General features: G+C 60.3%; 12 protein-coding genes. 6 read left to right on the top strand and 6 right to left on the bottom strand.

The genetic code is table 11. The annotated features are described in order from the left end of the window. The first annotated feature begins 62 nt into the window (after nucleotides 1-62). Nucleotides 63-323, top strand: coding sequence for a hypothetical protein (locus ACA057_RS14995; RefSeq protein WP_497349589.1), 261 nt, complete (start codon nucleotides 63-65; stop codon nucleotides 321-323). 88 nt (nucleotides 324-411) lie between these two features. Continuing rightward, nucleotides 412-1,305: a LysR substrate-binding domain-containing protein gene (locus ACA057_RS14990; protein ID WP_497349587.1), complete on the top strand. Its 894-nt coding sequence runs from the start codon at nucleotides 412-414 to the stop codon at nucleotides 1,303-1,305. On the opposite strand, the gene ACA057_RS14985 is transcribed toward ACA057_RS14990, so the two are convergent. The 6 genes from ACA057_RS14985 to ACA057_RS14960 all read right to left on the bottom strand — a co-directional run bounded on the left by ACA057_RS14985 (nucleotide 1,271) and on the right by ACA057_RS14960 (nucleotide 6,673). Beyond that, nucleotides 1,271-1,885: a GNAT family N-acetyltransferase gene (locus ACA057_RS14985; RefSeq protein ID WP_497349585.1), complete on the bottom strand. Its 615-nt coding sequence runs from the start codon at nucleotides 1,883-1,885 to the stop codon at nucleotides 1,271-1,273. The genes ACA057_RS14990 and ACA057_RS14985 overlap by 35 nt on opposite strands. Before the next feature lie 14 nt (nucleotides 1,886-1,899). After that, nucleotides 1,900-4,155 carry an Orn/Lys/Arg family decarboxylase gene (locus tag ACA057_RS14980; RefSeq protein WP_497349583.1) on the bottom strand — a complete coding sequence of 752 codons (2,256 nt, stop codon included), beginning with the start codon at nucleotides 4,153-4,155 and terminating at the stop codon, nucleotides 1,900-1,902. A gap of 265 nt (nucleotides 4,156-4,420) precedes the next feature. Next, nucleotides 4,421-5,179 (bottom strand): DNA polymerase III subunit epsilon, encoded by a 759-nt coding sequence (gene dnaQ / locus ACA057_RS14975; protein ID WP_497349581.1) that lies wholly within the window; start codon nucleotides 5,177-5,179, stop codon nucleotides 4,421-4,423. A gap of 13 nt (nucleotides 5,180-5,192) precedes the next feature. Continuing rightward, nucleotides 5,193-5,339, bottom strand: coding sequence for a hypothetical protein (locus tag ACA057_RS14970; RefSeq protein ID WP_497349579.1), 147 nt, complete (start codon nucleotides 5,337-5,339; stop codon nucleotides 5,193-5,195). 30 nt (nucleotides 5,340-5,369) lie between these two features. Continuing rightward, a complete protein-coding gene (rnhA, locus tag ACA057_RS14965; RefSeq protein ID WP_008028618.1) occupies nucleotides 5,370-5,822 on the bottom strand; it encodes a ribonuclease HI in 453 nt (150 codons plus the stop codon). Nucleotides 5,823-5,914: 92 nt separating this feature from the next. After that, a complete protein-coding gene (locus ACA057_RS14960) occupies nucleotides 5,915-6,673 on the bottom strand; it encodes a class I SAM-dependent methyltransferase (protein ID WP_401351698.1) in 759 nt (252 codons plus the stop codon). A gap of 65 nt (nucleotides 6,674-6,738) precedes the next feature. Here ACA057_RS14960 and gloB point away from each other — a divergent pair, with 65 nt between their 5' ends. The 4 genes from gloB (at nucleotide 6,739) to ACA057_RS14940 (ending at nucleotide 13,053) form a co-directional block, all read left to right on the top strand. Then, nucleotides 6,739-7,506 (top strand): hydroxyacylglutathione hydrolase, encoded by a 768-nt coding sequence (gloB, locus tag ACA057_RS14955; protein WP_497349577.1) that lies wholly within the window; start codon nucleotides 6,739-6,741, stop codon nucleotides 7,504-7,506. Nucleotides 7,507-7,605: 99 nt separating this feature from the next. Beyond that, a complete protein-coding gene (locus ACA057_RS14950) occupies nucleotides 7,606-9,048 on the top strand; it encodes a transglycosylase SLT domain-containing protein (protein ID WP_497349575.1) in 1,443 nt (480 codons plus the stop codon). A 352-nt stretch (nucleotides 9,049-9,400) separates the two neighbouring features. After that, nucleotides 9,401-11,215: an extracellular solute-binding protein gene (locus ACA057_RS14945; protein WP_497349904.1), complete on the top strand. Its 1,815-nt coding sequence runs from the start codon at nucleotides 9,401-9,403 to the stop codon at nucleotides 11,213-11,215. Continuing rightward, nucleotides 11,212-13,053, top strand: coding sequence for an extracellular solute-binding protein (locus tag ACA057_RS14940; RefSeq protein ID WP_497349573.1), 1,842 nt, complete (start codon nucleotides 11,212-11,214; stop codon nucleotides 13,051-13,053). Before ACA057_RS14945 ends, ACA057_RS14940 begins: the two co-directional genes overlap by 4 nt. Nucleotides 13,054-13,056 lie beyond the last annotated feature (3 nt).

Here is a 13,056-nt window from a genome sequence, read left to right as displayed (position 1 = left end):
TCGCCCAACCACGGTCTACAGAGCCGCAAATTGAGTGATTTATCTCCAGAGGTTCTAAACAGATGGCAGCAGTACTCGTCGGTCAGTTCCATGCAAGAGACGCGGAAGGCCGCGTTTATTCCGTGCATGAGTTCCAGGAATCCATCCCGTCGGCAGACGGTCTCACCGGCTCGGTGCCTGTCACCACTTATAAGCTGGCCATTGGCGATCGCGTCAAGAAGCTCGATGACAACCAGTTCCTGCTGGTTCAATCGGACGTCACGATCGTGCGTGAACCCGATACCTACGTCACGGGTGTGCCGGAAACCAACGTCGCTTCATAACCCAGTGTTATGAGCAGAAGTCATATGCGCGGACTTGGGGTAGGATTCAGCCACTGACTCCCTCACCTGCTGAACATGGACTTCACGCATGCGTTTACGTCATATCGAAGTGATCCAGGCGCTCTTGCAGACCGGTCACCTGGGCACCGCTGCCGAATGGTTGCAGTTGCCGGTGGCCGAGGTCGAACGCATTCTGCGCGACGCCGAGGATCAGTTGGGTTTCATGCTGTTTTCCAGCGTGCGTGGACGCCTGCAGGCCACGCGCGAGGCGCGGGAGTTGCAGGTTGAAATCGCCCACGTCTATGACGCGCTCGAACCGCTGCAGCGCCTGGCCAATAGCCTCAAGCAATATCAGGCTCCGCCGCTACGTATCATCTGCACGCCGCCGCTGGCACAACAGCTGTTGCCACAGAGCATTGCGGCGCTACGTCGTCGCTTGCCCGACGTACCTTGCAGCCTCCTGAGCCAACCCACCCGCGAAATCGTCAGAAGCCTGCTGCTGCGCGAAAGCGATCTGGGCCTGAGCCTGCACGATCCCGATCATGCCGACATTCATTGCCAGGTGATTGCCCAGGGCAAACTGCAGCTGCTGGCGCCCCACGGCTGGTTGCAACCGAAACAGAAGTACATCTCGCTGCAAGACCTCGCTGGCCAGTCAATGGTCGGGCTGGAAGGTCATGATCCGCTGAGCCCGGCGCTCGACCACAAATTGCACACCCTGCGGCCTGCCCCGGTTATTCAGACCCGGGTTCAGACTCACCAGATGATGCGCAGCATGGTCGAGGCCGGCGAAGGCCTGGCCATCGTCGACCCCTTCACCGCGCTCGGCGCCAAATCCGCCGGACTGGATGCCTGCCCACTCGCGCCGGCAGTGCCGATCAGCCTCTATGCGTTGACCTTGAAGAACGGCGAGCCATCACCGGCCGTTCAGGGTTTGCTGGACATCGTCACGGAACAAGCCGCGGCGATGTTGGCGAGCTGAGCGGGTTTTCCAGGGGGTTATCGAACAATCGGTACCAGAACAGCGCCACTTCAGCGGTGTTTGGGTCGATGCCGCGATAACGCAAATGATCGACCCCGCCCACGACGTAACCGCAGCGCTCATACAGTCGGCAGGCGCCCAGGTTGTTGTTCTGGGTTTCGAGCATGATCCCCGGCAACTTCTTCTTGCGGCTCCAGAACTGCGCCACGTCCAGCAGCGCCTTGGCCACGCCATGCCGGCGAGCCGGTGCATGCACCGCCAACTCGTCGATGTGGGCAAAGCCGTTCCAGTTGGTGCTGACCACCAGATGACCCACCGGCTCATCATCGAGATAAGCCATGAAGATCTCGCTGTCGGCCGCATCGCGGAAACTGCTGAACTCCTCAGGATCAATGCCGTAGCACTTTCGATAAGGGGTGATGGGCGTGACCGGCCACTGCTCCACCGGCTTGCCGATTTCGGCGGCGCCATAGGCGGCGACTTCAAAACTGAAGTCACTGCCCCAGATGTAGGCCGCGAAGCCATCGTCGGCAACGCGCACCGACAGCCCTGGGTATTTCGGATTCATAACCGGTTGCATACTGGGAAAGGTCCTCATTCCTTGATGCAATCGACGGTGTAATGCCGTCCATTGCCCTCATCTTCGTGTTGCAAGCCGTGCACATCGGCGACAAACCCTGGAAAGCTGCTGTCGAACGTACGGGCAAACGCCAGGTAATCGTTGATCGAGCGGGTCGATTCGGTAAAACGCTCGCCGGGCATGATCAACGGGATTCCCGGCGGGTACGGCACCAGCATCACCGCGGCGATTCGCCCCTCCAGGGCATCGATCGACACGGCTTCAACTTCACCACGCACCAACTGATCATAGGCGTCCGCTGGCTTCATGGCGATTTCCGGCAGCACGGTGTACATGCGCTTGAGGTGTTTGGCCGTGGCATTGCTGCGATAACAGGCGTGCAATTGATCGCACAGATCGCGCAGGCCCATGCCTTGATAACGCGCAACGTGCTCCTGCGCCACGCACGGCAGGCAACTCGCCAGGCTGACGTTGGCGTCGTAGCTGCGCTTGAACTCCAGCAATTCAGTCAGCAGCGTGCTCCATTTGCCTTTGGTGATGCCCATGGAAAACAGCACCAGGAACGAATACAAACCGGTCTTCTCGACCACCAGCCCACGCTCCCAGAGGAATTTGCTGACAACGGCGGCCGGAATCCCGCGCTCGCTCAAGGCACCGCCGGCGGTCAGGCCCGGCATCACCAGGGTGACCTTGATCGGATCGAGCAGCACATAGTCGTCCGTCACGCCGCCAAAGCCGTGCCAGTCGGCATCGGGTTGCAGCAGCCAGTCTTCGGTATTCACACGATCAATGCCTTCCACCGACGGCGGCTGCCAAATGGAAAACCACCAGTCGTCCGCGGCGATGTGCTGACGCAGATTGGCCAGGGCCCGGCGAAAACTCAGGGCCTCGTCGAACATTTCCTGCAACAGCGAACGCCCCGCCGGGCCTTCCATCATTGCCGACGCCACATCCAGAGAGGCGATGATGCTGTACTGCGGCGAAGTGGAGATGTGCATCATGAACGCTTCGTTGAAACGATCCCGGTCCAGCTGCCGTGCGCCGCCGTCCTGGACATGAATCATCGAGGCCTGACTGAACGCCGCCAGCAGTTTGTGCGTGGAATGGGTGCTGAACACCAGTGGGCCATAGTCGCTGCGGGACGTGCCCATGCCATAACGCCCGGCGAAGAACTCGTGGAACGCCGCGTAGGCATACCAGGCTTCGTCGAAATGCAGCACCTCGACGCTGTTGCCCAGTTGCTGCTTGATCAGCTCAGCGTTGTAGCACAGGCCGTCATACGTCGAATTAGTCACCACCGCGAGCTTGACCTTGGGCGCCCGGCCCTTGGTCAGCGGGCTGGCGTCGATCTTCGCCTGGATCGATTCGCGGCTGAATTCACTCAGCGGGATCGGGCCGATAATCCCCAGTTCATTGCGCTCAGGGCACAGGTACAGCGGGATGGCGCCGGTCATGATGATCGAGTGCAACACCGACTTGTGGCAGTTGCGATCCACCAGCACCAAGTCATCGCGAGCAACCATGGAATGCCAGACGATTTTGTTCGCGGTCGAGGTGCCATTGATCACGAAAAAGGTGTGATCGGCGCCGAAATTGCGCGCCGCACGGGCTTCCGCTTCTGCCAGCGGCCCGGTGTGATCGAGCAGCGAACCGAGCTCAGGCACCGACACCGACAAATCCGAACGCAGGGTGTTTTCGCCGAAGAACTGATGAAACGCCTGTCCCACGGGGCTCTTGTGGTACGCCACGCCGCCACCATGACCGGGCGTGTGCCACGAATAATTGGAGTCGGCCGTGTGCTGCACCAGCGCCTTGAAAAACGGTGGCAGCAGGCCGTCCAGGTATTTGCGCGCGGCGCGGGCTACCTGACGGGCGAGGAATGGCACGGTGTCTTCGAACAGATAAAGGATGCCGCGCAGCTGATTGAGCTCAGCCATGGCGTCTGCGGGCGCGTTTTCCAGGGTGACTTGCTCGCCCAGGGCAAAGATCGGTAAATCCGGCGCTCGGACCCGCGCGAGCCCGATCAATTCGGCCATATTCTGTAACAAATGCGAGTGGGCGCTGGCGTCTTCGGAGGCAATCAACATGCAGGAGAGGCCGTGATGGGTCGACGCGACCAGCCGCCCTTCGGTGTAATTCACTGCCGAGACGATGCTGAAGCCTTCTTGCTCCAGTTCACGGGCGATGCCACGCACGCGATCACCGGCAACGGTGTCGGCCTTGATGTCGCGATGGACGATCAGGACCGGGAATTTCAAATCTTTATACATGAGGCTCAGTGTCCTGAGGCGGCAGGCCGTGGCCTGCCAATCACCTCAGGGTAGAGGGTTCGGGCGAATGTGGCGAGCGGGATGCCCCGAAGCGGGTCAGTCCTCGCACCCTAATGTGGCAGGTTTCCCCACCTGTAGCAGCTGCCGAAGGCTGCTTTCGAGCGCGAAGCGGTCGCTGACACGCGACCTATGTTCTTCCTGACACTCCGCAGGCGAGGACTTCGTCCTCGAACGCAGCCTTCGGCAGCTGCTACAGGGGGATGTGTCAGGCTTGGGCCTTGGCCTCGGCCAGTTGTTGCCACAGCGACGGGGCGCCGGCGGATTTGGCGATGGCTTCCAGACGGGCCACGTGTTGCGCCAGGTCATCTTCGCTGGCGGGGATGATCCGCGTCGGCTGACGGTCGGCCGGCAAGCGGCGGATTTCGGTCGCCGAGTTGTCCGCGCCTTCACCGGAACCGTTGCCATCGGACGCATTACCCGCCAGGGACAGGCTGGTCTGGCCGCCGGTCATGGTCAGGTAAACGTCGGCGAGAATCTCGGAGTCGAGCAAGGCGCCGTGGAGTTCACGGCCGGAGTTGTCGACGCCATAGCGTTTGCACAAGGCATCGAGGCTGTTGCGCTGCCCGGGGTGACGCTCCCGGGCCATCATCAGGGTGTCGAGGATCGAGCAGTGCCGGGTGATGTCCGCGCGATCGTGCTGGCCCATCAGGGCGAATTCGTTGTTGATGAAACCAACGTCGAACGCCGCGTTATGGATGATCAGCTGTGCACCCTTGATGAATTCGAAAAACTCATCGGCCACTTCGGTGAAACGCGGTTTGCCCACCAGGAATTCGTTGGTGATGCCGTGGACGCCGATGGCGCCTTCGTCACTTTCGCGATCCGGTTGCAGGTAAACGTGGAAATGCCGGCCCGTCAGGCGCCGACCGATCAACTCGACACAACCGATTTCGATAATCCGGTGGCCGTCGGTCACCGGCATGCCGGTGGTTTCGGTATCGAGTACAACGGATCTGGTGGCCATCAGTGCTCAGCTCTCAACGGGTCAATCGTGCAAAAGCGGCGATGTTAACACGCTCGTCGGGGCTTTCAGAAACACCGTGTTCAAGGTGGGAGCCGGGCTTGCCCGCGATGCAGACGCTGCGGACTTTCAGCAAAACCGCGTCATCGTTCATCGCGGGCAAGCCCGGCTCCCACAGGTAATTGGTGAGTCTTCAGGCTTGTTTGTAACCGCGCACTTCATCCACGCCACGGTTGGCCAATTGGTCCGCCCGTTCGTTGCCGTGGTGACCGATGTGCCCGCGCACCCATTTCCAGGTGACGTTGTGGCGGTTGACCTGCTCGTCGAGCAGCTTCCACAGATCAGCGTTTTTAACCGGCTCTTTCGCCGCGGTTTTCCAGCCGCGTTTCTTCCAGTTGTCCATCCACTCGTTGATGCCTTTCATCACGTACTGGGAGTCGGTGACCAGCAGCACGTCGCAGGAGCGCTTGAGTTCTTCCAGGCCGCGGATCGCGCCCATCAGCTCCATGCGGTTGTTGGTGGTGTTGGCTTCGCCGCCCCAGAGTTCTTTTTCAACACCCTTGCACACCAGCAATGCGCCCCAGCCGCCTGGGCCAGGATTGCCTTTACAGGCGCCGTCGGTGAACAGTTCTACGCTATCGCTCATGCCAATCTATCCAGAAAATGCGGTGGCTCGCCGATCCGCGATCGACGATGCCCGAGGCCGGGGCAAACCCGGCCGGGAAAATAAAAAGTGTATTACGGCTCGATGTTGCGACGGTTGACCTTGGCCATCGGCAGCGGAATCAGCTTGCCCATCGGCTCGCGTCGTTCCTGACGGACCGGACGCAGGCCCACCACGATCTTGCGTGCCACCAATAAATAGAAGCCGCCGCCAGACAATTGCCAGTCACCGGCCTTGCGCTCCCAACCGGCCAGACGCGCTTGCCAGGCGGGTGACGCAAGCGGCGGACGATAGCACCCGAAGCGGCGTTTCTCCAGCGCGAAGCCCAGCAGGTTCAGCCAATCGCTGACCCGAGACGGGGAAATGCAACGGGCCTTGCGCAAGGCATCATGGGCGAACACGTGGCGCAAACCCCAGGTGCTCCAGGGGTTGATGCCGATGATCACCAGGTGCCCGCCGGGCCGCACGCTGCTCGCCGCCTCACGGAGCAAACCGTGGGGCGACAGGCAGAAATCCAGCCCGTGCTGCAACACCACCACATCGGCGGCATGCTCGCTCAACGGCCAGGCCTGCTCTTCACAAACAATCTCGACCCCCGGCAACGGCGCACCGAGTCGCACGTTGCGCTGCACTTGCGGTGCCGACGGCGGGGTCTGGGCCGACGGCCCGTAATGCACCAGGTAGCCGCCAAAGAACCGGCCCAGCTCGTCTTCGAGCATGCGGCGTTCTTCATCCAGCAAAAATTGCCCGATCGGGCCGGACAGCCATTCACGGGCTGCGCTGATCAACGCCAGCCAGTCAGGATCAGCCTGAGCGAACGCTTTATCGGTCATTGCATTCTCCAACGCGTCAGGAAGTTCTAAGATGCGCCATTGTTTTCCGCTTGGCGAATCCGACGATGATACAGATCAGTGCCCTGCCCGCCTTTACCGACAACTACATCTGGTTGTTACAAGACCCCGACACCCGACGCTGCGCCGTCGTCGATCCGGGCGATGCCGCGCCAGTGCAGGCGTGGCTCGCGGCCAATCCGGAATGGGTATTGAGCGATATTCTGATCACTCATCACCATCATGACCATGTCGGCGGCGTCGAGCAGCTGAAAAAAGCGACAGACGCAAAGGTCTACGGCCCCGCCAGCGAAACCATCCCGAGCCGGGACGTCGCACTCAAGGACAACGACCGCATCACTGTGCTGGGTTGCGACTTTGACGTCATCGAAATTCCTGGTCATACCTTGGGGCACATCGCCTTTTATCATCAGGGCCTGTTGTTTTGCGGTGACACCCTGTTCGCCGCCGGTTGCGGGCGCTTGTTCGAAGGCACCCCAGAGCAGATGCACACCTCGCTGACACGCCTGGCGGCCCTGCCCGAAGATACGCAAGTCTTCTGCGCGCATGAATACACCCTGAGCAATTTGCGCTTTGCCATCGCCGTCGAACCGGGCAATCAAGACACCGTCGAACGGCTGGCCAAAGTCACTCAACAACGGGAGGCCGGGATGATCACGCTGCCCTCTACGCTGGCCCTTGAAAAACGTACAAACCCGTTTTTGCGTACCGGCGAAACATCCGTTAAAGAAAAAGTGGACGAACGGAACGGATCCCATAACCGGGCTCCGAGTGCGGTTTTTGCTGCTCTTCGTGCTTGGAAAGATAAGTTCTAAGCAGGCTGGCCGTTGGTACAAAAATTCTGAATGGTTGACCGCAGGGGGTGCGCTTTCTAGAATCGCCCGACATTTTTGCCCGGAACTTACTTCCAGCCAATGTCGTCATCTATTCGTAAAGCCATCAATTCAGACGCATTGACCCGCTTGGCTCAAGCCATCGCGGTGGCTGTGTCCGCCACGTTGGCGGGCTGTTCCAGCCATGTGCCGCAAACCGAAGCGACACACACCCCTAACATCGCTGCACGCGCCAAGCAGAAACCCATCTGGCTCACCGAAAAACCAACGCCACAAATTCCACAGGATGTCTGGGAGCGCATGCGCCAGGGCTTCCAGTTGCAGGACGGCCTGGGCGTCAACCCGCGCATCGAGCAACAGCGCCTGTGGTTCGCCAGCAATCCTTCCTTCCTCGAAAACGCCGGCGAACGCGGCAGCCTGTACATTCACTACATCATCGAACGCCTTGAAGAACGCAACATGCCGCTGGAACTGGCGCTGTTGCCCGTGATTGAAAGCGCCTACAACCCGATGGCCTATTCCCGGGCCAACGCGGTGGGTCTTTGGCAATTCATCCCGTCCACCGGGCGTTACTACAACCTGCGTCAAACCCGTTTCTATGATGGCCGTCGCGATATCACCGCCTCGACCACCGCGGCCATGGATTACCTGAGCCGCCTGCACGACATGTTCAACGGCGACTGGCTGCTGGCCCTGGCGGCTTACAACGCCGGTGAAGGCACGGTCAGCCGGGCCATCGAGCGTAACGAAAAGCTTGGCCTGCCGACCGATTACTGGAACCTGCCGCTGCCGGCCGAAACCCAGGCCTATGTGCCGAAGCTGCTGGCCTTGTCGCAAGTGGTATTGGCCCCGGAAGCCTACGGCGTGAACCTGAACCCGATCGCCAACGAACCGTATTTCCAGGTCGTCGAGATCAACCAGCGCATGGACCTGTCCAAGGTGGCTGCGGTGGCCAACATCGACGAAGACGAGTTGTTCCAGCTCAACCCGGCCTTCAAGCAGCGCACCACCATCGACGGCCCCCAGCATTTGCTGGTGCCAACGTCCAAGGCGCAGCTGCTGACCACCAGCCTGCAAACCATGCGTCCCGAGGAGCTGATCAGCAAGAAGTCGCTCAAGCCCGTGTTCGAAGGCGTGGACAAGACCGAAGTTGCCAGTCTCAAGCGTGCCTACCGGGTTAAACGCGGCGATAACCTTGCCAGTATCGCCAAGGCCAACAAAGTCGACGTCAAAGACCTGCAGCGTTGGAACAGAATGACCGGCAAGAATCTCAAAGCCGGCCAGGTGCTGGTGATGCAGGACACCACCAAGCGCAGTTCCGGGCGCGTCAACACCGTGGTGGCGGCGAACAGCAAAACCAATGACAAGAAGACGCAGACCCGATACAAGGTCCAGCAAGGCGACTCGCTGTACATGGTGGCCAAGCGTTTCAACGTTGAAATGCAACACCTCAAGCGCTGGAACCCTCGGCTCGGCCAGGCGCTGAAGCCGGGACAGATGCTGACGGTTGCCAATCCGCACTAAAAAGAGCCCCTGATATCAGGGGCTTTTTTTCGCCCGAGAAGCTTACCCAAATTCCTGTAGCAGCTGTCGAGCTTGCAAGGCTGCGTTCGGCTGCGCAGCAGTCGTAAACCCTGAACACGCGGTATTCCTGATACACCGCATTGTCTGACTTCACGACTGCTTCGCAGCCGAACGCAGGCTTCGCCAGCTGCTACAAAAGCGAGGCGAAAGTTTGGGGCTCCCGACCCATCACACCAGCAATTAACAGCGCATTACCCCCCCGTCTTTTTCCTGTCGATACAAGCTGTTACTGTACGGCCCACAAAGCCCAAGCCGCCTGGATCGGATCTCTGACTTGAAGCGTCCCCTCCTCCTGCTCCTGATCAGCCTGGCCTTGAGCTCCTCCGCTAGCGCGACGATCAGCGAAAGCCACGGTTATGCGCAGTTCGGCACGCTCAAGTACCCGGCCAGATTTACCCACTTCGACTGGGTCAACCCGCAAGCGCCCAAGGGCGGTACGTTGCGGGTGATGGCGTTTGGCACCTTCGATACGCTCAACCCTTACACGTTCAAGGGCTCAAGCCCGGTTTCCACCCCCAACTTCCTGCAATACGGCATCAACGAGCTCAATGAACCGTTGATGGTCGGCACTGGCCAATACGCGCCGTCCGGCGACGAACCGACCTCCAGTTATGGCCTGATTGCCCAATCGGTGGAATACAGCGAAGACCGCAGCTGGGTGGTGTTCAACCTGCGCCCCGAAGCGCGTTTCCACGATGGCACGCCGATCACCGCGTACGACGTGGCCTTCTCCTACCGCCTGCTGCTCAAGGACGGTCATCCGCAGTACCGCACCAGCCTTCAGGAAGTGTTGCGGGTCGACGTGCTCAACTCGCATCGCATCCGCTTCGTCTTCAAGCGTGCCGGCAATCCTTTGCTGATCCTGCGCCTGGGTGAGTTGCCGGTGCTGCCGCAGCACTACTGGAAAGGTCGTGACTTCAAGGCGACCACCTTCGAACCGCCACTGGGCAGCGGGCCGTATCGCATCACGTCGGTATCGCCTGGACGGCAGATTGTGTTTGAACGGGTCAAGGATTACTGGGGCAAGGACCTGCCGGTCAATCGCGGCAAGTACAACGTCGACCGTATGGAAGTCGAGTTCTACCGCGACAGCGACGTCGCCTTCGAAGCCTTCAAGGCCGGCGAGTTCGACATCTACATCGAACATCAGGCGAAGAACTGGGAAAACGGCTACGACTTCCCGGCCGTCAGGCGCGGCGATGTGATCAAGGCGCAGATCCCGCATCAGATCCCGACCCAAAGCCAAGGGCTGTTCATGAACAGCCGCCGCGCGACTTTTTCAGATGCCAGGGTCCGTGAAGCGCTGGGGTTGATGTTCGACTTCGAGTGGACTAACCGAACGCTGTTCAGCGGCGCCTACAGGCGCGCCATGAGTTATTACCCCAACAGCGAGTTCTCGGCCACCGGCCTGCCGGTCGGCCATGAATGGCTGATGCTCAAGCCCTATCGCGAGCAGTTGCCCGCCAAGCTCTTCACTGAGCCCTTCAGCCTGCCGCAGACCCAAGGGCGCGGCATTCCACGGGAAACGATGCGCAAGGCCCTGAGCCTGCTTGCCGAGGCCGGCTGGAAGCTCAATGGCCAACGGGTGCAGAACGCGACCGGGCAACCGTTGCGTCTGGAGATCCTGCTGGTCAATCCAAACCTGGAGCGCATTCTCCAGCCTTACGTCGAGAACCTCACCAGCATCGGCATCGACGCGCGCCTGCGTACGGTCGACCGCGCCCAGTACAAGCAACGCCTTGATCAGTTCGATTTCGACATGATCCTGATGACCCTCAACCAGACCCTCAGCCCGGGCCTGGAGCAATGGCAGTACTTTCATTCCAGCCAGGTCGGGGTCAAGGGCAGCAAGAACTACGCGGGCATTGCCAACCCGGTGGTCGATCACTTGCTTGAACAATTGCTCGCCGCCCAGACCCGTGATGAACAAGTCTCGGCCGGCAAAGCGCTGGACCGGGTGCTGCTGTGGCAGCACTACATCATTCCCAATTGGTACCTCAATTATCACCGCTTGGCTTACCGCAACCGGTTCGCCTTCGTCACTACGCCGCCCTACACCCTGGGCCTGAGCGCGTGGTGGCTGAAATCTTCGGAGAAAGATCAATGAAACCCGTACGCGTCCTGCTCCTGCAGGCCAGCGGCCTGTTGTTCGCCGGGCTGGCCTGCGCCGCCCCGCAACATGCCCTGACCCTGTACAACGAGCCGCCGAAATACCCGGCCGATTTCAAATACTTCGATTACGTCAACCCGGACGCGCCCAAGGGCGGAATCTTCCGCCAGGCCGGTTTCGGTGGCTTCGACAGCCTCAACCCGTTCATCAGCAAAGGGGTTGCCGCCGACGACATCAGCATGATCTACGACACCCTGGCCAAACAGGGCCTGGATGAACCGTTCACCGAATACGGCCTGGTCGCCGGCAAGATCGAAAAAGCCCCGGACAACAGCTGGGTGCGGTTCTACCTGCGCCCCGAAGCACGCTTCCACGACGGTCATCCGATCCGCGCCGAAGACGTGGTGTTCAGCTTTCAGACGTTGATCAAGGACGGCGCGCCGATGTATCGCGGCTACTACAACGATGTCGACGAAGTGGTCGCTGAAGACCCGCTGACGGTGCTGTTCAAGTTCAAACACAGCAACAACCGCGAACTGCCGCTGATCCTCGGCCAGTTGCCGGTACTGCCCAAACATTGGTGGGCGACCCGGGATTTCACCAAGGGCAACCTGGAAAAGCCCCTCGGCAGCGGCCCTTACAAGGTCAGCGAAGTGAAAGCCGGACGCTCGGTGCGTTATGAGCGGGTCAAGGATTACTGGGGCAAGGACTTGCCGGTCAACCGCGGGTTCTACAACTTCGACGTGATGACCACCGACTATTACCGCGACAACACCGTGGCGCTGGAAGCGCTCAAGGCCGGGCAGTTCGACTACTGGCTGGAGATGGCCGCAAAAAACTGGGCCAACGCCTACAACATTCCAGCGGTGACCGAAGGCCGGTTGATCAAGGAGCAGATCCCCAACGGCAACCCGACCGGCATGCAAGGTTTCGTATTCAACCTGCGGCGCCCGGTGTTCCAGGACGTGCGTGTGCGTCAGGCGCTGACGTTGTTGATGGACTTCGAATGGACCAACAAGCAGTTGTTCAACGGTGCCTACGCGCGCACGCGCAGCTACTTCGAGAATTCGGAAATGGCGGCCACCGGCCTGCCGGACGCCGATCAACTGGCGATTCTCGACCCGTTTCGCGGCAAGATTCCCGAGCAGGTGTTCAGCGAGTCGTTCCAGAACCCGGTGACCGACGCCAGCGGGATGATCCGCGCCCAGCAACGCAAGGCCTACCAACTGCTGCAAGAAGCCGGCTGGCGGATCGTCGACGACAAGATGGTCGACGCCCACGGCAAACCGGTGAACATCGAGTTCCTGCTGGCCCAGACCGAGTTCGAGCGGGTGTTGCTGCCGTTCAAGCGTAACCTCAGCGACCTCGGCATTGACCTGGTTATCCGCCGCGTTGACGTTTCGCAGTACATCAACCGCGTGCGCTCGCGGGACTTCGACATGATCGTCGGCAGCTTCCCGCAATCCAACTCGCCGGGCAACGAACAGCGCGAATTCTGGATGTCCGCCGCCGCCGACAAACCCGGCAGCCGCAACTCCATGGGCCTCAAGGACCCGGTGGTGGACCAGTTGGTCGAGCAACTGATCAATGCCGATTCGCGCAAAAGCCTGGTGTCCCACGCCCGCGCACTGGACCGCGTGCTGCAATGGGGTTATTACGTCATCCCCAACTGGCACATCAAAACCTGGCGCGTGGCTTATTGGAACCACATTGGCCATCCGAAAATCTCACCCAAGTACGACATCGGCATCAATACCTGGTGGGTCAAGCCGGATGCGACACCGGCGATAGAAGTCGAAACCAAACTGCAAGCCGACCCTGCGGGCACGGAGTAATAG

It is taken from the genome of Pseudomonas sp. LBUM1661, from assembly GCF_059695925.1.
This window is presented reverse-complemented; position numbering and strand designations above follow the sequence as displayed.

Coding starts and splice junctions, on each gene's coding strand:
- ACA057_RS14985 (WP_497349585.1), bottom strand. CDS start 1,885: ATGCAACCGGTTATGAATCCGAAATACCCAGGGCTGTCGGTGCGCGTT.
- gloB (WP_497349577.1), top strand. CDS start 6,739: ATGATACAGATCAGTGCCCTGCCCGCCTTTACCGACAACTACATCTGG.
- ACA057_RS14950 (WP_497349575.1), top strand. CDS start 7,606: ATGTCGTCATCTATTCGTAAAGCCATCAATTCAGACGCATTGACCCGC.
- ACA057_RS14940 (WP_497349573.1), top strand. CDS start 11,212: ATGAAACCCGTACGCGTCCTGCTCCTGCAGGCCAGCGGCCTGTTGTTC.
- ACA057_RS14995 (WP_497349589.1), top strand. CDS start 63: ATGGCAGCAGTACTCGTCGGTCAGTTCCATGCAAGAGACGCGGAAGGC.
- ACA057_RS14980 (WP_497349583.1), bottom strand. CDS start 4,155: ATGTATAAAGATTTGAAATTCCCGGTCCTGATCGTCCATCGCGACATC.
- ACA057_RS14990 (WP_497349587.1), top strand. CDS start 412: ATGCGTTTACGTCATATCGAAGTGATCCAGGCGCTCTTGCAGACCGGT.
- rnhA (WP_008028618.1), bottom strand. CDS start 5,822: ATGAGCGATAGCGTAGAACTGTTCACCGACGGCGCCTGTAAAGGCAAT.
- ACA057_RS14960 (WP_401351698.1), bottom strand. CDS start 6,673: ATGACCGATAAAGCGTTCGCTCAGGCTGATCCTGACTGGCTGGCGTTG.
- dnaQ (WP_497349581.1), bottom strand. CDS start 5,179: ATGGCCACCAGATCCGTTGTACTCGATACCGAAACCACCGGCATGCCG.